Raw genomic sequence first — 18,740 nt, forward strand, 5'->3', positions numbered from 1 at the left:
CGGCGCAGCGGGCGTGCGCCGGGGAGGATCAGCGTTTCTGGATGTAGGTGATGGCCAGCGCCAGCGCCAGCACCAGGCCTTTGATAATATCCATGGCGTAGTAGGGCACCGACAGCATCACCAGGCCGTTTTGCAGCACGCCGAGGATCACTGCGCCGATCAGGGTGCCGAGCGCATTGGGTTTGCCGGAGCCCGCCAGCGAGAAACCGATATAGGCCGCCGCCACCGCGTCCATCAGATAGCCGCCGCCGGCATTGACCTGCGAAGAGCCGATACGTGACGCCAGCAAGATGCCGCCAAGCGCCGCCAGCCAGGAAGAAATGACGTAAGCGGCAACCCTGTAACGTACGGTGCGAATACCCGACAGACGCGCAGCCTCGGGGTTGCCGCCGATGGCGTACATCCGGCGGCCGTGCTTGGTCAACGAGAGGAACAGCTGTACCGCCACGGTGACCGCCAACATGATCAGCACGATCACCGGCACCTGGCCGAGGGCGGAAAACACCTCTGGGATCAGGCCTTCCGCCATGTCGCCATTCGGCAGCACCATGTTTTGGGTGATGGAACCGCCGTAGCTGTAGGTCATCGCCACGCCCTGGATCACGAACAGGCTGGCCAGCGTCGCCAGCATGTCGGGAATTTTGAGCACCACGATCAGCAGGGCGTTGAACAGGCCGACCAGCGTGCACAGCAGCAGCGTTACCACGATGGCGCCGGTGGTGCCGAACCCGTGCCAGACGAACAGTGAAATCACCAGCGCGTTGGCCAGCGAGGCGGTCGAGCCGACCGACAGATCGAAACCGCCGACCGACAGCGAGATAGAGACGCCGATGGCGATCACCGTCACGATGGCGATCGAACGCAGGATATTGATGATGTTATTGGCATCGAGAAAGTTGTCCGACGCCAGGCCAAACAGGGCGATCAGTGCCGCGACGGTCAACAGCATGCCCCACTTGTAGAGGAAATCAAACAGCTGTTGGCGCCAGGGCAGCGCAGGCCGCAAGGCAAATTCTTTACTCACGCAGGGGTTCCTCCGGTGGAATAGAGCAATAAGGTTTCTTCGTCGATGTCGGCGGCGTTCAACTCCGCCACGATGCGGCCGTCCCACAGCACGCAGATGCGATCGCACAGGCCAATCAGCTCGGCGAACTCGCCGGAGGCGTAAATCACGCCTTTGCCGGCGTGAGCCAGGCCGTCGATCAGGCTGAACAGCTCCTGCTTGGCCTTGATGTCCACGCCCTTGGTCGGCTCATCGAAGATCAGCACCTCGGCGTTGCCGCGCAGCCACTTGCCGATCGCCACTTTTTGCTGATTGCCGCCGGACAGGCGCGCCAGCCGCTGTTGCGGGCCGGAGGCGCGAATGTTCAGACGCTGCATGATCTCGCGCGCCCAGCGCAGCTCTTGCCGCCGGCTGAACAGGCTCCAGCGCGAGAAGCTGTCGTCGGCGCTGACGCTCAGGTTCATCGGGATCGCCTCATCGATAAAAATGCCTTCTTTGCGGCGCTCTTCCGGCACCAGCGCCAATCCTTGTTCGACCGACAGGTGCGGCGCGCGTGGCGCCCAGGGCTGCCCGCGCAGTTCGCCGCGCTCGAGCTGCACGGTGCTGGCGCCGAACAATGCCTTGCACAGTTCGGTTTTGCCCGCTCCGGCCAGCCCGGCGATGCCGAGGATCTCTCCTTCATGCAGCCGCAGCGAAACGTCGCGCAGCTTATGGCGATCGCGCAAGCCCTCCACCTGCAGCAGCTTACGCCCAGCGTGCGGCGGGCGCGGCGGTGGGAAAATGTCGTCCAGCCGGTGGCCGAGCATTTTCTCGACGATCTGTTCGCCGCTCAGCCCGCGCATGGCGTCTTCGCTGACGCGCCGCCCGTCGCGCAGCACCGTCAGCCGATCGCAAATGTCGCTCAGTTCGTGGATGCGGTGAGAAATGAACACGATGCCGATGCCTTCGGATTGCAGGCGGCGCACCACGTTGAACAGGCGCTCGCTCTCGGCGCGATCGAGCGGCGCGGTCGGTTCATCGAGCACCAAAAAACGGCAGCGGTGCGACAGCGCGCGCGCCAGCAGCACCTGCTGTTTTTCCGCCAGCGTGCAGTCCGCCAGGCGTCTGCGCGGGTTGAGCGGCAGCGCCCATTGCTGCAGCAGCTGCGCGGCGCGGCGGTGCAGCTCCGCCCAGTTCAGCCAGTGGCCCGGCTCGTTCAGCCAGTCCAGCATGATGTTCTCCGCCACCGACAGCGTGGGGATCAGCGCGACGTCGACCTCTTGCTGTACCACGTGGATGCCGTGGCGGCGCGCCTGCAGCGGGGAATGAATTTCCACTGCCCGGCCGTCGATCAGGATCTCGCCGCGGTAGTGATCGTGGGCGCCGGAGAGGATCGCCATCAGCGTCGACTTGCCCGCGCCGTTGGCGCCGACCAGCGCATGGATTGAACCGCCCTGCAGCGTGAAGTCCACGTCCTGCAGCGCGTTGAAGCCGGCGAAGGCGATCGAGATATTGCGCATCTCGAGGCACGAAGGCGTTGCGGTTGACATAGGGTAGTAAGGCCGTTTAGATGTTTAGATGGCTGTTTTGCTCTGTTGTAACACAGATTGCGCCGTTGGCAACCAACAAAATGGCATAACGGCGATGAAAAGCGTGGAGAGGCAGGGGCGCAACCCGCGTCAGGCTGCGCCGGAGCGATAAGCGGTCAGAAGGTGGTGGGGGTGTGTGCGCTGACGATGCGGCAGATGCGCGCCGAGGTATTGCTGAAGCTGTGCGGGATGCCGGTGTTGATGGCGTAACTCTGGCCGGCGGTCAGGCAGTAGCTCTGGCCGTTGATGGTTAGCACAATCTCGCCCTCCAGCAGGGTGCCTATCTCTTCGCCCTGGTGCTTGATCTTTTCACCGGTGGTGGTACCGGGCTGGTAGGTTTCCAGCATCATCGCCAGGTTGCGCGTCGGGCTGCCGTTGTGCACCAGCTTCATCGACACCCCCTGGCTGCCGATCTCAATCAGATCTTCGGCGTCGATCACCACGCGCGGTTCGTCGGCGGCTTCTGGTTCGGCAAAGAATTCAGACAGCGACAGGCCATACACCTTCAGCAGCTTTTGCAGCGTGCTGATGGCCGGGCTGACCTTGTCCTGTTCGATGGTGCTGATCGCACTGTGGGTTAACCCGGACAGTTCGGCGACCCGGCGCTGTGACAAACCCAATTGCTGACGGATCTGCGACAGGCGTTTGCCCGGTGCCAAGCTGACTTCGCTCATAGCGGTACTTCCTTCTGGTAAGGGCGACAGGCAGAAATGAAGATCGCTATCGGGTGCCTGTCTGGTCGATAACGATACTGCATGATATCGGTAGTTAGGGTGGGTTTGGAAAATATATTGCCCATGTTCACTCTTGGTGCGTTGGACAAAATAGTTGACGTGAAAATGGCAGTAAGGCCTTTTCGGTCAATATTTTATCAATTTAGCAGTCGCTGGCGAATAATCAAACAGGATTGTAACATTTGCAAACCCATTCTGTTAATACTATGTTTCATATTGTGGATGTTATTTTGAGCGCCCGGCAGCGGCGCGGCCTGACGAGAAATCCAATCATGTGTTGAATCGAACGGTGGACGGGCGCCAACGCGCCTTCAGAGCATAATGGCGGGTGACGTATGCAAACCAATAGCGCAGCAGTTGAACATTTTGCACAGCATCATGAAGAGAGGCGAAGTAGCGCGTTCCAAAATGAGGTTGCTCATTATTTGGAACGCCATCCCGCCACGCAGTATGTCGATATCCTTCTCACCGATCTTAATGGTTCCTTCCGCGGCAAACGCATACCCGTCTCTGGGTTAAAAAAACTGGAAAAAGGCAGCTACTTCCCCGCGTCGGTGTTCGCCATGGACATCCTTGGCAACGTGGTGGAGGAGACCGGCCTTGGGCAGGAGCTCGGCGAACCGGACCGCATTTGCCTGCCGGTGCCCGGTTCGCTGACGCCGTCAGCCGCCGATCCGGAGCACATCGGCCAGGTGCTGCTCACCATGTTGGATGAAGATGGCACTCCCTTTGACGTTGAACCCCGCAATGTGCTGAACCGCGTGTGGCAGGCGCTGCGACAGCGCGGTTTGTTTCCGGTGGCAGCGGTAGAGCTGGAGTTTTATCTCATCGATAGGCTGCGCGACGCGGAAGGCGATCTGCAGCCGCCGTGTGCGCCCGGCACTCAGGAACGCAACACCCAAAGCCAGGTGTACTCCGTCGATAACCTGAACCATTTCGCCGAGGTGCTGAACGATATCGACGCGCTGGCGAAGCTGCAGGGGCTGCCGGCGGACGGCGCGGTGGCGGAGGCGTCGCCGGGGCAGTTCGAGGTCAACCTGCGTCATACCGACGACATCCTGCTGGCCTGCGACCACGCGCTGGCGCTGAAGCGGCTGGTGCGGCTGGTGGCCGAGAACCACGACATGCACGCCACCTTTATGGCCAAACCCTATGAGGATTACGCCGGTAGCGGCATGCACGTGCATGTCAGCATGCAGGATAGTGCGGGCAACAACCTGTTTGCCGACGCCAAAGGCGAGGATTCGCCGCTCTTGAAACAGGCATTGGCCGGGATGATCACCCTGATGCCGGCGTCGATGGCGCTGCTGGCGCCGAACGTCAACGCCTACCGGCGCTTCCAGCCGGGGATGTATGTGCCGATCCAGGCCGCCTGGGGCCACAACAACCGCACCGTGGCGCTGCGCATTCCCTGCGGCGAACCGGAGAACCACCGGGTGGAGTACCGCGTGGCCGGCGCCGATGCCAATCCTTATCTGGTGATGGCGGCGATCCTGGCCGGCATGCTGTACGGGCTGGACAACCTACTGCCGCTGCCTGAGCCGGTGACCGGCAACGGGCTGGAGCAGGAAGGACTGCCGCTGCCGATCCGCCAGAGCGACGCGCTGTACGAGTTTGAACATCAGCACGCGCTGACGCACTATCTGGGCGAGCGTTTCACCCAGGTGTATCACGCCTGCAAGACCGACGAACTGCTGCAGTTTGAACGGCGGGTGACGGAAACCGAGATCGACTGGATGTTGAAAAATGCCTGAATGGGCGTATAAAGTAAGAGGTATGTGCGGGTGACTGGCCTGCCGGCAGCGGATTAATTCGCCTGCCGGACTGGTTTTCCGTGCGATCGACAAAAAGAATTTGTATTTGAGGGTTTCCGGATCTTGTCATTCGGAGGCATTCTGGTGCAAAATATCTCAAATGCAGATAGCCGACGTTTTGAAAGCGTCGGTTATTTTTTTTGCATTATGTTTTACCAACGTAGCGTTTCATACACCAAGCGAGGCCGGACACCGATCCGGATAGATAAATAGTTTCGTGCACGATCAAACAAAACTTTATGGTCGTGACTCATGAGGATTAGAAAGATGGGGCAATTTTTCACTTTAGCGCCGGTGCCCGCCGGTTTCCGCTGTGGCCGCAGCGACTATGGAGCAGCCGAGGTTTCCTCGACCCGTTATCCAGCTTACAACCCCCTTCTTTTAGAATTAAGTCGCTCGTTGCGAAGTTTCCCCGCAACCTTAAGTCTTGGCGTGTCCGCCATCCGCAAGGCTCAAGGTAAGGGGGGGCTGAACAATGTCCGATAACACCATCAACGCCGCTCCGGCTCAGCGCACTCAGCTGCGTAAAACCCTGACATTAGTTCCGGTAGTGATGATGGGCTTGGCTTACCTGCAGCCAATGACCATTTTCGATACCTTCGGCATCGTATCCGGTTTGACCGATGGTCACGTCGCGACCGCGTACGCCTTCGCTCTGCTGGCGATCCTGTTTACCGCCCTGAGCTATGGCAAGCTGGTGAAGAAATTCCCTTCCGCCGGTTCCGCCTACACCTACGCCCAGAAAGCCATCAGCCCGCACGTCGGCTTTATGGTGGGCTGGTCATCGCTGCTGGACTACCTGTTCATGCCGATGATCAACATTTTGCTGGCCAAGATTTACCTGGAAGCGATCTTCCCGGGCGTACCGTCCTGGATCTTCGTGGCGGTGCTGGTCGGCTTGATGACGATTTTCAACCTGCGCGGCATCAAGCTGGTGGCTAACCTGAACTCCATCATCGTGGTGGTGCAGGTGGCGATCATGATCGTGTTCCTCGGCCTGGTGATCAACGGCATTTACCACGGCGAAGGCGCTGGTACGCTGGTCAGCAGCCGCCCGTTCTGGTCCGATAACGCCCACGTGGTGCCGATGATTACCGGCGCGACCATCCTTTGCTTCTCGTTCCTGGGCTTCGACGGCATCAGCTCGCTGTCCGAAGAGACCAAAGACGCGGAAAAAGTGATCCCGAAAGCCATCTTCCTGACGGCGCTGATCGGCGGCATCATCTTTATCGTGGTGTCTTACTTCGTGCAGCTGTACTTCCCGGACATCTCGCGCTTCAAGGATCCGGACGCCTCACAGCCTGAAATCATGCTGTACGTGGCGGGCAAGTTCTTCCAGTCGGTGATCCTGGTGTTCTCCTGCGTGACGGTATTGGCGTCGGGCATGGCGGCGCACGCGGGCGTTTCGCGTCTGATGTACGTGATGGGCCGCGACGGCGTGTTCCCGACTCGCTTCTTCGGCTATGTGCATCCGAAGTGGCGTACCCCGGCGCTGAACGTGCTGCTGGTAGGCGCCATCGCGTTGTCCGCGGTGTCGTTTGACCTGGTGACCGCGACCGCGCTGATCAACTTCGGTGCGCTGGTGGCCTTCACCTTCGTTAACCTGTCGGTGATCTCGCAGTTCTATATTCGCGACAAGATGAACCGCACCGTGAAGGACACATTTAACTACCTGATCCTGCCGGTGATGGGCGCACTGACCGTCGGCGCGCTGTGGATCAACCTGGAAGCCAGCTCGATGACGCTGGGCCTGGTTTGGGCGGCCATCGGTTTGATCTACCTGGCCTTCGTCACCCGCAGCTTCCGTCTGCCGGTGCCGCAAGCGAGCGAAGACGCCGCCTAAGCGCGAGCCGTCTCCTCAGCCACAAAAAAGGCCGCTTTCGCGGCCTTTTCCTTTTCTGCTTGCTGCGGGGTTTATCCCACCAACTCTTTGCCGTAATCGAACAGCGCTTTCAACAGGGCGGTTTTCTCTTTGTCGCCTTCGTGCAGGTTATACAGCGATTCGAGCTGCAGCAGGTAACTCTGCACGCGCTCTGTGCTCAGCGCTTCCTGGCGGTGTTGCAGCCAGCGACGCTGCTCGGCGTCGTCCAGCGTATTCGGGTAGTTGCGCGCGCGGAAGCGGAACAGCAGCTCTTTCATGCGGCCGTCGCTGAAGGCCAGATCCAGCGCCGGCAGGTTCTGCGGTTTGGTCTGCTGGATAATCCTCATCGCCGCCTTGTCGGCGTCGCTGAAGAAACCGTCGTACAAGCGGGCGTCGACGTCGTCGGCGCCTTTGAACGGCTCGGCTTCGGCGAACAGCGCGACCACTTTCTCGCGCACTTCCGGATGCTGTTTCAGCAGCTGCAGATTTTGCAGACACGCCTGACGATCGATGCCCAGCCGCTCGGCATTCTCCGGCAGCAGGGTTTTGGCCGGCGCCAGCACTGGGCATTTGTTGATGTGCACCAGCTTGATCGGCACCGGTGCCTGATCCGGCGCCAGATCGTCACGGCGGGTATACAGCCGTTCACGCAGCTGCTCGGCGCTCAGCGTCAACAGCGGCGTCATGTCGCCGGCCAGATCGCACATGATCACCGCGTTCTTGTTGTCCGGGTGCCAGGCCAGCGGCGACACCCAGCTGGTATTGCCGCGCGCCGCGCCGAACATGCCGGAGACGTGCACCAGCGGCGTCATGTCGGCGACGTCGATCAGGGCGTTCAGCTTGTGCTTGTTGCGGTGCTGCAGCAGGAAATCGAACAGCCGCGGCTGTGCCTGTTTGACCAGCTTGGCCATGGCGATGGTGGCGTAAACGTCCGACATCGCGTCGTGAGCCTGCGTGTGCTCGACGCCGTTGGCGCGCGTCAGATGTTCCAGGCGGAAGCTGGGGAAACCGTCTTCGTTTTCCGGCCAAACGATGCCGTCCGGGCGCAGAGCGTAGCAGGCGCGCATCACATCCAGCAGATCCCAGCGCGAGTTGCCGTTTTGCCAGCTGTAGGCGTAGGGATCGTAGAAGTTGCGATAGAAGATATTGCGGCTCACTTCGTCATCGAAGCGGATGTTGTTGTAACCGAGAATGCAGGTGCCGGCCACGCTGAAGGCCTGATGGATTTGGCGGGTGAACTCGGCCTCGTTAACCCCTTTGGCACGCGCCACCTGCGGCGTGATGCCGGTGATCATCACCGCCTCGGGTTCCGGCAGGTAGTCATCGGCCGGGGCGCAGTAGATGACCAGCGGCTCTTCGATAATGTTGAAATCCATATCGGTGCGCACGCCGGCGAACTGCGCCGGGCGGTCCAGCGACGGGCTCTTGCCGAAGGTCTCGTAATCGTGAATATAAAATGTGGCCGGTGCCTTGCTGCTCAAAATCGCGTCTCTTCAGTGGCGGATACAATATGCCTCTATTGTAACGGCGTAGGGAGCGATGCCAAGCGGCGGTTAGCGAAATGCGCGCAATTACGCACGGCGATAGAAATCCAGCCGCTGGTGAAAGTAGGGGAGCAGGTGGTCGGGGATCTGTCGTTCTGTTTCCGCCTGGGTCGAAGCGATGCCGTAGCGCTCGTTGTAGATCACGCTGATGGCCAGCAAATCGGCTTCTATTTTCTCGCGTTGCGCCTGCGGTAAGCTATCCAGCTTTCGAACCATCGTTATCTCCCTGTTAACCTTAGGGTATAATAGGATCGTTAGCGGGTCTTGTCCCTACCCATTCCGAGGGGAGGTGGACGCCTGCGCGCTTTGCTTCGAGCTGGGGGCCAGACTGTGGCGCGCGGCGAACTCGCTCTGCGCCTGGTGCGCATTGAGGCGATCTGCCCGGTTATACAGCGAACAGGCGCCGCTTATCACCGCCCCCCAAAACAGGGTGCACAGCAGTAAAACCCCCAACCAGATTTTTTGGTTATAGGTCATAGGTCCTCCACGGACGAGAAGAGAAATAACATTGACCGTTAAATTAAATCAGGCACTACATCAATGGTATTTAAACGGCAGAGATTAATCATCCAATCTACGCGCTTCTTTTGTTACTAAAGCCACGATGGATGTTTCAAAAGATTCCTTAAGATAATATTAAGAAAAGTGATTCTGGGCGCCGTAATTCTATTTAATATTTGTTTAAATATCCGCAGATACAATCTCCCACATTCAATACCAATGTGGGTGACAATGATGAAAACGCTACTGTTAACCGGCGCTACCGGCTTTCTCGGTGGTGCAGTTCTTGAAAAATTATTGATTGAAAATCAGTCCATTAATTATCTTTTACTGGTGCGCGCCGATGATGCGCAGCAAGGATTGGCCCGTATTCGCACGAATATGGAAAAGTTTAATATCGACGCGAATCTGCTGTCTAAAATTACGATAGAAAATATATTGTTGGGCGACCTTTCCGAGCCGGCCGAATTTTTAACTGACGCACGTATTAACAATGTCACGCACGTTATTAACTGTGCGGCCGTTGCTTCATTTGGTAATAACCCGCTCATTTGGAAGGTAAACGTAGAAGGCACCCTGGCCTTTGCCGAAAGAATGGCGCAGGTGCCGGGATTAAAACGCTTTCTGCATGTTGGTACCGCCATGTCCTGTTCCCCGGAACCGGGTTCGCTGGTGGCGGAGAGCGGCGAATTTGAGGAAGATGCCGAGCATCTGGTGGAATATACGCGTTCCAAATCCACCATCGAACAGCTGATGCGCCAACGCTGCCCGCAAATGCCGCTGACCATCGCTCGTCCGTCGATTGTCGTGGGCCACACCCGCCTGGGCTGCCAGCCTTCGAGCAGCATTTTCTGGGTGTTTGGCATGGCGCTGATGCTGCGCAAGTTTATGTGCTCGCTGCAGGACAATATCGACGTGATCCCGGTGGACTACTGTGCGGATGCGCTGGTGATGCTGATGAACAGCGAAACGCTGGAGAACGACGTTTATCACATCTCCGCCGGTGAAGAGCGCAGCGTCAGCTTTGCCGAAATCGACCGCGCCATGGCGGCAGCGCTGGAAAAAGCGCCGGTGGGCGATGAGTATGCGCAGGTGACGTATGACGCGTTGGTGAAAATGCGCCGTCAGCTGAAAGACATTTTCGGCCCGTGCAACGAGCGGCTGATGCTGAAGGCGATGCGCCTGTACGGCTCGTTCGCCATGCTCAACGTGCGTTTCAGCAACGAGAAGATCCTCAAGCTGGGCATGCCGAAACCGCCGCGCTTCACCGACTACATCGCCGGTTGCGTGCAGTCGACTCGCGGGTTGTCTATCCAGCAGCAGATGGTGGTGGACTTCAAATAACCGCCGGGCGCAGCGGGCGCCCGAGGTTGCTCTGCTACCAGGACGAAGAGGACCAGAAGACGCGGCCGAGCACCACCAGTTGCTCCTTGCGCTGCTGATAGCTGAGATGCTCGTCCTGGTACTCTTCACGGTTGAGGGAGCGGATGATGACGCCGCCGTCCGGTTGCTCGATCAGCACCTTCACCCGCAGCAAATTGCCGTGGCGGATGGCGTAGGTCTTGCCCTCGCGGATGCGCGTGTCGTCGGTGTTGATGCCGACCACGTCGCCATCCTGCAGACGCGGTTCCATGCTGGAGCCGGAGATGCGGATAATGCGCGCGGCGTTGACCGCCACCCCCATCTTGTGCAGATAGTAACGGCGGAAGATCAGCGAAAATTCCTCGCGATCGACGATTTCGTAGCAGCCGTCGCCGGCGGAAAAATCAATATCCAGCAGCGGGATCTCCACAAACTCTTCCTTGTCCTGTTCGGTATCTTCCCATACCACCGGTTTTAAACGGGCGGGCTGGAAGTCCGACTCCGCCGCCACGTTGTCAAACGGGCGCACCAGCTGCTTTTCATGAAACACGTCGAACCAGCCCTTGGGCAAATTCAGCTTGGCCTCGATCCGCCTGGCCAGATTGTCGCCAAGATTGCGGGAGGATTTCTCCCCGATGATTTGGCTCAGCGTCGGCGCGGAAGACTCAACCAGCGTGGCGAATTCATTCTGGTTGACGCCTTGCCGGGCGTAGCGGGCCATCAATTCGCGCAGATTGTTGCGCCTGATTTCTTTAGTTTCCATCGTGCAATGATCGCACTCTTTAGCAAAAAGGTAAATAACGATTTTGCTAAAAAATACTTGCGCATGATTTAGCAATTAGCTAAAACAAAAAGAGTGAGCCAAAGGTTCACCCGTGCGGGGCGGCCTGTCATGATGAGGGGCCGCTCAGTGAAATCAAACGAGAGAGGGACTTTACGATGTACAAGATTGATTACAATAGCTACCGATCGGTCGCCAGCTTCGGCCACCGCGTGCGCTTTCTGGTGCTGCACTACACGGCGCAAAACTTCGCCGACTCGGTGAAGTCGTTGACCGGAAAATCGGTCAGCGCGCACTATCTGGTGCCGGATCCGACCGAGGCCACCTATCAGGCCGCCGGCTTCAGCGGCGTGCGCATTTTCAACCTGGTGGACGAGAACGAGCGCGCCTGGCATGCCGGCACCAGCCAGTGGGGCACCCGCAGCAATATCAACGACACCTCGATCGGTATCGAGATCGTTAACCTGGCGAGCGGCGACGGTGGAAACATCACCTTCCCGCCGTTCAATCCGCAGCAGATCGAAGCGGTCACCCAGCTGGCGCAGAACATCCTGCAGCGTTATCCGGACATCTCGCCGGTGAACGTGGTGGCGCACTCCGATATCGCGCCGGGCCGCAAGAGCGATCCGGGCCCGCAGTTCCCGTGGCAGCAGCTGTATCAGGCCGGCGTCGGCGCCTGGTATGACGAAGCGACCAAGCAGCAGCGCCAGCAGGAATACTGCAGCCAGGGCCTGCCGGCGCAGGCCGATTTGCTGAAACAGTTCGCCCAATATGGCTACGACACCTCGGCGGCGAACACCGCAGAAGGCTATCGCCAGCTGGTGCGCGCGTTCCAGCTGCACTTCCGTCAGCAGAAGTATGACGGCGTGATGGATGTCGAAACCGCCGCCGTTCTGCGCGCGCTGGTCGACAAGTACGCCGCCTGAGCCTGACCGCGAATGGGGGACGCCTCATTCGCCTTTTCCTCGCCGGGCTTCCTCCGCTAAAATAGCGGCCTGGCTGGTCTTTATCGGAGGCATCGTGCGCCTCGATCGAAAAATCTCTTCCCTTGAACTGCTGACCTATCGCCACTACCGCATCGTACACGGCGTACGCATCGGGCTGGCGTTTATTCTGACCTTTCTGCTGATCCGCCTGCTGGCGGTGCCCGAAGGCACCTGGCCGCTGATCACCCTGGTGGTGGTGATGGGGCCGATCTCATTTTGGGGTAACGTGCTGCAGCGGGCGCTGCAACGCATTGCCGGCACGGTGTTCGGCGCCGCGTCCGGCCTGATCGCCCTGTATCTGGAACTCTATTCGCTGCCGCTGATGCTGGCTTGGTGCGGCGTGGTGATGTTCGTCTGCGGTTACCTGACGCTCGGCAAACGGCCGTATATGGCGCTGTTGGTGGGGATCACGCTGGCGGTGGTATGCGGCGCGGGCGCCGGTGACATGCACACCGCGCTGTGGCGCAGCGGCGACGTGATCTTCGGCTCGTTGCTGGCGCTGCTGTTCACCAGCATCTACCCACAGCGCGCCTACATTCTGTGGCGCATGCAAATGGCGGACTGCCTGCAAACCGCCGCCCGCCTCTACGGCGCGTATTTTTCGCCGAACGTTATCGAGCGGCCGCGGCTGGAGCCGCAGCTCAAGGATCTGTTGAATCAGGTGGTGAAGCTGCGCAGCCTGATCGTGCCCGCCAGCAAGGAAACCCGCATCCCCAAAGCGGTGTTCGAGGCGGTGCAAACCCTCAGCCGCAATTTGGTGTGCACGCTGGAGCTGATGGCCGACGCCTACTGGGCCTCGCGCGAAACGCACTTCATCATGTTGAACGCCCGCACGCTGCGCAGTACCCAACTGCTGACGCTGAGCTCGCTGGAATCGCTGGCGGTGCTGATGCGCGAAGGGCCGCAGGCGCAGCGGCAGGCGGTGGCGGGGCAGTTGGCGGAGATCGCCGGCGAGCTGAAAACGCTGATGCAGGAGGTCAGCCTCGGCCAGCACGGCGAAGCGCCGATTTACGGCTACGTTTGGCTCAGCATGGAGCTGGCGCAGCAGCTGGAAGAGTTGGGGGATCTGCTCCAGGTTTGTACCGCCGCCGAGCGTGAATAGGGGGTCAGATCATGAAGGCGGCGCTTTGGGTTTTGGCCGCCGGGGCAAAGTGGGTAAGATAAGGCAATCACTGTTGTGCCGGACCGCCACAAACCTGTATCTTGGTGCCATGTGGCCGTAAGCAAATGAATCTGTGTATTACTAAAGCAAGGGTATAAAGATGGATAATGCAAATAAGCCGAGTTTCCAGGACGTGCTGGAGTTTGTGCGTATGTTCCGCCGCAAAAACAAACTGCAACGCGAGATCGTCGACAACGAAAAGAAAATTCGTGATAACCAGAAGCGCGTGCTGCTGCTCGACAACCTGAGCGAGTACATCAAGCCCGGCATGAGCATTGAAGACATTCAGGGCATCATCGCCAACATGCGCAGCGACTACGAAGATCGCGTTGATGACTACATCATCAAAAATGCCGATCTGTCCAAAGAGCGCCGCGAGCTGTCCAAAAAGCTGAAAGCGATGGGCGAAGTGAAGTAACCCGCTTTATCGGGCCGGGTGCGATGCCTGGCCCGCATTCCTGCCAATCATCTTCTTCCCGCCGTTTCGATCATCTCCCGATCCTCATCGATCCTTTAAATGGGATCGCGATCCGCATTTGTAGCATTTTTAGCCGCAATGTTAACGAACTGTGATTTTGCTCAAACAATTATTTTTGCAGCTTTGGTTATATGTGATCAATGTTCACGTTGTCATTTTGAGTTTTCGGGATGTGTGATGATTAATTCATTGAAATTTATCATGTTGTTTCGTTACTTGTTTTTTGTTGGATAAAAATGACAACGTCAACATTAAGAAAATTCAAGCGTTTAACGAGTGTATTGGAGGTAGAGATGAGCCAGTTGCCGGAAAAAATGCGCGCGGTCGTTTGCCACGGCCCGCAGGATTATCGTTTCGAACAGGTGCCTACGCCGCTGCCGAAGGCGCGCGAGCTGGTGATCAAGGTGGAAGGCTGCGGCATCTGCGCCGGCGACTGCAAATGCAAGAACGGCGCGCAGATGTTTTGGGGGGAGAACCCGTGGGTCAAACCGCCGGTGGTGCCGGGGCATGAGTTCTACGGCCGCATCGCCGCGCTGGGCGAGGGCGCGGAAGGCAAATACCGGATCGGCGAGCGGGTGATCGCCGAGCAGATCGTGCCGTGCTGGGAGTGCCGCTACTGCAAATCCGGCAGCTACTGGATGTGTGAGACGCATAACATTTACGGCTTCCAGAAAGACGTGGCGGAGGGCGGCATGGCGGAATACATGCGTTTTTCCGAGAACGCCATCGTGCACAAGATCCCGGAAAGCCTGAGCCATGAAGACGCGGTACTGATTGAGCCGATGGCCTGCGCCATCCACACCGTGGCGCGCGGCGACATCCAGCTGGACGACGTAGTGGTGTTGGCCGGCGCCGGGCCGCTCGGGTTGTGCATGGTGCAGGTGGCGCGCCTGAAAACGCCGAAGAAACTGATCGTGATCGATGCCATCGACGAGCGGCTGGCGCTGGCGAAGGAGTTCGGCGCCGACGTGGTGATCAACCCGCTGAAGGAAGATGCCGACCAGATCGTCAAATCGCTGACCGGCGGCTATGGCTGCGACGTGTACATCGAGGCCACCGGCGCGCCGATCGGCGTCACCCAGGGGCTGCAGATGATCCGCAAGCTGGGCCGCTTCGTGGAGTTCAGCGTGTTCGGTAAGGAAACCACCGTCGATTGGTCCATCATCGGCGATCGCAAGGAGCTGGACATTCGCGGCGCGCACCTGGCGCCCTACAGCTATGAAATCGCCATCGATCTGTTCGAGCGCGGGCTGGTGACTTCCAACGGCGTGGTTACCCACAGCTATTCATTGAACGACTGGGATGAAGCCTTCGCCCTGGCGGACTCGACCGACTCTATCAAGGTGATCCTGGTTCCCTGACCCTCCCGCCGTACCGCTGTTGCAGTCACGATCGCCGGCCCATCCGCAATGGGGAGCCGGCCGGTCGGCCAAACGTAAAGACATGCTGTTGCTCTGATAACCACAACAAGAAGCTTCCCTACAGGAGAATTGGCTATGTTTTCATTATTCAAAAAGACCCTGCCTTTTATCGTCGCCGGTGGAATGTTGGCGGCCAGCCATGGGGCGCTGGCCAAGCAAATCACTATCGGTATGTCGTTCCAGGAAATGAACAACGACTACTTCGTCACCATGAAGCAGGCGCTGGATCAGGCGGCGGCGGATATCGGCGCCAAGGTGTACGTGGCCGATGCGCGCCATGACGTCGCCAAACAGATCGGCGACGTGGAAGACATGCTGCAGAAGAAGGTGGATATCCTGCTGATCAACCCGACCGATTCGGTGGGGGTGCAGTCGGCGGTGATCTCCGCCCATAAGGCCGGCGCGGTGGTGGTAGCGATCGACGCCCAGGCGGAAGGGCCGCTGGATTCGTTCGTCGGCTCGGAAAACTACGACGCCGGCTTCCAGGCGGGCGAGTACCTGGCGAAAGCGCTGGGCGGCAAAGGCAAGGTGGCGATCCTCGACGGCATCCCGGTGGTGCCGATCCTGGAGCGCGTGCGCGGCTTTGAAGCGGCGATGAAAAAATACCCCGACATCAAGATTGTCACCAAGCAAAACGGCAAGCAGGAGCGCGACACCGCGCTGACCGTGACCGAAAACATGCTGCAGTCGGCGCCTGATCTGGCGGGCATCTTCAGCGTCAACGACGTCGGCGCGCTCGGCGCCCTGGCGGCGATCGAAAGCAACGGCGCCAAGGTCAAGCTGGTGAGCGTCGACGGCCAGCCGGAAGCCATCAAAGAGATCCTCAAGCCGAATTCGCCGTTCATCGCCACCTCAGCGCAGTTCCCGCGCGACCAGCTGCGCATCGCGCTCGGCATTGCGCTGGCCCGCTACTGGGGCGCCACGGTGCCGAAAACCGTGCCGGTCAAAGTGAAGCTGATCGACCGCAGCAATGCGGCCGGCTTTAGCTGGTAACAGCAGCCGGGTTCGCCCCGCTGCGGCGGGGCGTTCGGTGCGGAGGGCAATACGGTGACACCTTTACTGGAACTGAAGCGAATAAAAAAGAGCTTTCCCGGCGTGAAGGCGCTGGACGGCATCGATCTGGCCATTCAACGCGGCGAGGTGCACGCCCTGCTGGGCGAAAACGGCGCCGGCAAATCGACGCTGGTGAAAATCATGTGTGGCATCTATCAGCCGGACGAGGGCGATATTTTTATCGACGGCGAGCAGCGCCGCTTTAACAACTATCGCCAGGCGATCGAGGCCGGGGTCGGCATTATTTTTCAGGAATTCTCGTTGATTCCCTACATGAGCGCCATCGACAACATCTTCCTCAACCGGGAGATCAGGAACCGCTGGGGCCTGCTGGATCGGCGGGCGATGCGGCGCAAGGCCGAGGCCATTTTCAAGCGGCTGACGGTGGCTATCGATCTCGATTGCCCGGTGGAGCAGCTGAGCGTGGCGCAGCAGCAGTTCGTTGAAATTGCCAAGGCGCTGTCGCTGGAGGCGCGGGTGCTGGTGCTGGACGAACCGACCGCCACGCTGACGCCAGGCGAGGCCGAGCACCTGTTCAGCGTGATGAACGATCTGCGGCTGCTGGGCGTCGGCATGGTGTTTATCTCGCACCACCTGGACGAGATCTTCACCATCTGCGATCGCATCACCGTGCTGCGCGACGGCGCCTACATCGAAACGCTGGCCACCGGCGACACCAACGTGGAAGAGCTGGTGCGGCTGATGGTCGGGCGCAAAATCGAGAACGCCTTCCCGGTGAAACAGCACCCGGTCGATACCGCGACGGTGCTGCTGGAGGCGGAGATCCAGCGTGAGAAGCACGGCGCGACCGACCGCTTCCACCTGCACAAGGGCGAGATCCTCGGCTTCGCCGGGCTGGTGGGCTCCGGGCGCACCGAGACCGTCTCGGCGCTGATCGGCGCCAGCCGCTGCCACCGCAAACGCGTCAGCCTCGGCGGCCAACCGGCGGCGCTGCGCTCCCCGGCGCAGGCGCTGGCGCAGGGTATCGGCCTGCTGCCGGAGAGCCGCAAAACCGAGGGCCTGGTGCTGCCGTTTTCGGTGGCGCAGAACATCACCCTCAACCGGCACCACCGGCGCGGCAAGATTTTCGTCAGCGCCCGTAAGGATCGCGACGTGGTGCAGCGGCTGATCCGCGCCGTGGGGGTGAAAACCCCGGACGCCGAGACCGCCGTCAGCACCCTGAGCGGCGGCAACCAGCAGAAGGTGGTGATCGCCCGCTGGCTCAACAACGACTGCAACATCCTGATCTTCGACGAGCCGACGCGCGGCATCGACGTGGGCGCCAAGGCCGAGATCTACCAACTGATGCAGCAACTGACCCTGCAGGGCATCTCCATCATCATGATTTCCTCCGAACTGCCGGAGATCATCGGCGTGTGCGACCGCGTGCTGGTGTTTCGCGGCGGCCACATCGTCGCCGAGCTGACCGGCGACGACATCGAATCCAACCACATCATGCTTCACGCGACCGGGAGTGCCCTATGATCGGAATTGAACAACCCGCCGTGGCGCGCCGCGCCGCCGGCCCCAGCCTCGGCAAACGCTGGGAAAAACTGCTGCATCACCCGGCGGTCTTGCCGTTTATCGGCTTCGCTGTCCTGTTCGTATTGATGAGCCTGCTGAACGACAGCTTCCTCAGCGTCAACAACCTGACCAACGTGGCGCGCCAGGTGTCTATCAATGCCATCATCGCGGTGGGCATGACCTGCGCGATCCTGACCGGCGGCATCGATCTCTCGGTGGGGCCAGTGATGGCGCTGGTCGGCTCGGTCGCCGCCGGGCTGATGCTGGCGGCGGTGCCCATCCCGCTGGCGATGGTGGCGGCGCTGGCGGTCGGCGCGCTGTTCGGCCTGGCCAACGGCGCCTGCATCGCCTACCTGCGCATGCCGCCGATCATCGTCACCCTGGCGTCGATGGGCATCGCCCGCGGCTTGGCGCTGCTTTATACCGGCGGCTACCCGATCTCCGGCCTGCCCGACGTGTTCGCGTTCTTCGGCCGCGGCACGGTGCTGGGCATCCAGGTGCCGATCCTGATCATGCTCGGCGTGTACGTGCTGGCCTGGCTGATGCTCAACCAGCTGCCGTTCGGCCGCTACGTCTACGCGATGGGCGGCAACGAAGAGGCGGCGCGCCTGAGCGGCATCCGCGTGCCGCGCTACAAGATGCTGGTGTACGTGATCAGCGGCTTGACCGCCGCGCTGGCCGGGCTGGTGCTGACCTCGCGCCTGATGAGCGGGCAGCCCAACGCCGGCGAAGGCTTCGAGCTGGACGCCATCGCCGCCGTAGTGCTGGGCGGGGCGGCGATCTCCGGCGGGCGCGGCGCCATCATTGGCACGCTGGTGGGGGCGATGATGCTCGGGGTACTCAACAACGGCCTCAATCTGATGAACGTATCGCCGTATATCCAGAACGTGGTGAAGGGCGGCATCATCCTGGCCGCCATCTACCTCAGCTCCGTGCGGCGCAAATAGG

17 protein-coding genes are annotated in these 18,740 nt (G+C 60.0%); 10 read left to right on the forward strand and 7 right to left on the reverse strand.

Translation table 11 applies throughout. The features are described 5' to 3' along the window. Window positions 1-28: 28 nt before the first annotated feature. The 3 genes from RE418_RS14385 to puuR form a co-directional block, all read right to left on the reverse strand. The gene (locus tag RE418_RS14385; RefSeq protein ID WP_099817478.1) at window positions 29-1,024 is read right to left on the reverse strand and encodes an ABC transporter permease; all 996 of its coding nucleotides are present in this window, start codon (window positions 1,022-1,024) and stop codon (window positions 29-31) included. Further along, window positions 1,021-2,532: a sugar ABC transporter ATP-binding protein gene (locus RE418_RS14390; protein ID WP_089181129.1), complete on the reverse strand. Its 1,512-nt coding sequence runs from the start codon at window positions 2,530-2,532 to the stop codon at window positions 1,021-1,023. Before RE418_RS14390 ends, RE418_RS14385 begins: the two co-directional genes overlap by 4 nt. A 155-nt stretch (window positions 2,533-2,687) precedes the next feature. Next, a complete protein-coding gene (gene puuR / locus RE418_RS14395; RefSeq protein WP_025303528.1) occupies window positions 2,688-3,245 on the reverse strand; it encodes an HTH-type transcriptional regulator PuuR in 558 nt (185 codons plus the stop codon). 395 nt (window positions 3,246-3,640) lie between these two features. On the opposite strand from puuR, the gene RE418_RS14400 reads away from it, so the two are divergent. Both RE418_RS14400 and RE418_RS14405 read left to right on the forward strand, forming a co-directional pair. Next, complete coding sequence (locus RE418_RS14400; protein ID WP_060433627.1) at window positions 3,641-5,059, forward strand: glutamine synthetase family protein; 1,419 nt, start codon at window positions 3,641-3,643, stop codon at window positions 5,057-5,059. A 535-nt stretch (window positions 5,060-5,594) separates the two neighbouring features. Then, window positions 5,595-6,962 (forward strand): APC family permease, encoded by a 1,368-nt coding sequence (locus RE418_RS14405; RefSeq protein ID WP_025303526.1) that lies wholly within the window; start codon window positions 5,595-5,597, stop codon window positions 6,960-6,962. A 71-nt stretch (window positions 6,963-7,033) separates the two neighbouring features. Here the strand turns inward: RE418_RS14405 and sbcB are convergent, their stop codons facing one another. The 3 genes from sbcB to RE418_RS14420 all read right to left on the reverse strand — a co-directional run bounded on the left by sbcB (window position 7,034) and on the right by RE418_RS14420 (window position 9,001). Further along, window positions 7,034-8,461, reverse strand: coding sequence for an exodeoxyribonuclease I (sbcB, locus tag RE418_RS14410; protein WP_089181128.1), 1,428 nt, complete (start codon window positions 8,459-8,461; stop codon window positions 7,034-7,036). 90 nt (window positions 8,462-8,551) lie between these two features. After that, window positions 8,552-8,740: a DNA polymerase III subunit theta gene (locus RE418_RS14415; protein WP_025303524.1), complete on the reverse strand. Its 189-nt coding sequence runs from the start codon at window positions 8,738-8,740 to the stop codon at window positions 8,552-8,554. A gap of 54 nt (window positions 8,741-8,794) precedes the next feature. Then, window positions 8,795-9,001: a hypothetical protein gene (locus tag RE418_RS14420; protein WP_043136378.1), complete on the reverse strand. Its 207-nt coding sequence runs from the start codon at window positions 8,999-9,001 to the stop codon at window positions 8,795-8,797. Window positions 9,002-9,259: 258 nt separating this feature from the next. Between RE418_RS14420 and RE418_RS14425 the strand changes: the two genes are divergently transcribed. Then, the gene (locus RE418_RS14425; RefSeq protein WP_025303522.1) at window positions 9,260-10,369 is read left to right on the forward strand and encodes an SDR family oxidoreductase; all 1,110 of its coding nucleotides are present in this window, start codon (window positions 9,260-9,262) and stop codon (window positions 10,367-10,369) included. Window positions 10,370-10,403: 34 nt separating this feature from the next. Here RE418_RS14425 and RE418_RS14430 read toward each other — a convergent pair whose 3' ends face one another. Then, complete coding sequence (locus RE418_RS14430) at window positions 10,404-11,150, reverse strand: helix-turn-helix transcriptional regulator (RefSeq protein WP_033643785.1); 747 nt, start codon at window positions 11,148-11,150, stop codon at window positions 10,404-10,406. 176 nt (window positions 11,151-11,326) lie between these two features. Here RE418_RS14430 and RE418_RS14435 point away from each other — a divergent pair, with 176 nt between their 5' ends. The 7 genes from RE418_RS14435 (at window position 11,327) to RE418_RS14465 (ending at window position 18,739) form a co-directional block, all read left to right on the forward strand. After that, window positions 11,327-12,094, forward strand: coding sequence for an N-acetylmuramoyl-L-alanine amidase (locus RE418_RS14435; RefSeq protein ID WP_089181127.1), 768 nt, complete (start codon window positions 11,327-11,329; stop codon window positions 12,092-12,094). Window positions 12,095-12,188: 94 nt separating this feature from the next. After that, complete coding sequence (locus tag RE418_RS14440) at window positions 12,189-13,256, forward strand: FUSC family protein (RefSeq protein ID WP_089181126.1); 1,068 nt, start codon at window positions 12,189-12,191, stop codon at window positions 13,254-13,256. A gap of 160 nt (window positions 13,257-13,416) precedes the next feature. After that, window positions 13,417-13,734: a PTS system regulator TmaR gene (gene tmaR / locus RE418_RS14445; protein WP_004935612.1), complete on the forward strand. Its 318-nt coding sequence runs from the start codon at window positions 13,417-13,419 to the stop codon at window positions 13,732-13,734. Between the two features lie 353 nt (window positions 13,735-14,087). Then, window positions 14,088-15,155 (forward strand): erythritol/L-threitol dehydrogenase, encoded by a 1,068-nt coding sequence (locus tag RE418_RS14450; protein ID WP_016927009.1) that lies wholly within the window; start codon window positions 14,088-14,090, stop codon window positions 15,153-15,155. A 135-nt stretch (window positions 15,156-15,290) separates the two neighbouring features. After that, the gene (locus tag RE418_RS14455) at window positions 15,291-16,208 is read left to right on the forward strand and encodes an ABC transporter substrate-binding protein (protein WP_015378502.1); all 918 of its coding nucleotides are present in this window, start codon (window positions 15,291-15,293) and stop codon (window positions 16,206-16,208) included. A 54-nt stretch (window positions 16,209-16,262) separates the two neighbouring features. Continuing rightward, a complete protein-coding gene (locus tag RE418_RS14460) occupies window positions 16,263-17,753 on the forward strand; it encodes a sugar ABC transporter ATP-binding protein (RefSeq protein WP_043136367.1) in 1,491 nt (496 codons plus the stop codon). Continuing rightward, window positions 17,750-18,739, forward strand: coding sequence for an ABC transporter permease (locus RE418_RS14465; protein WP_089181125.1), 990 nt, complete (start codon window positions 17,750-17,752; stop codon window positions 18,737-18,739). Before RE418_RS14460 ends, RE418_RS14465 begins: the two co-directional genes overlap by 4 nt. Window position 18,740: the final 1 nt, after the last annotated feature.

It is taken from the genome of Serratia sp. szju (assembly GCF_044594185.1).
Lineage (GTDB): Bacteria > Pseudomonadota > Gammaproteobacteria > Enterobacterales > Enterobacteriaceae > Serratia > Serratia bockelmannii.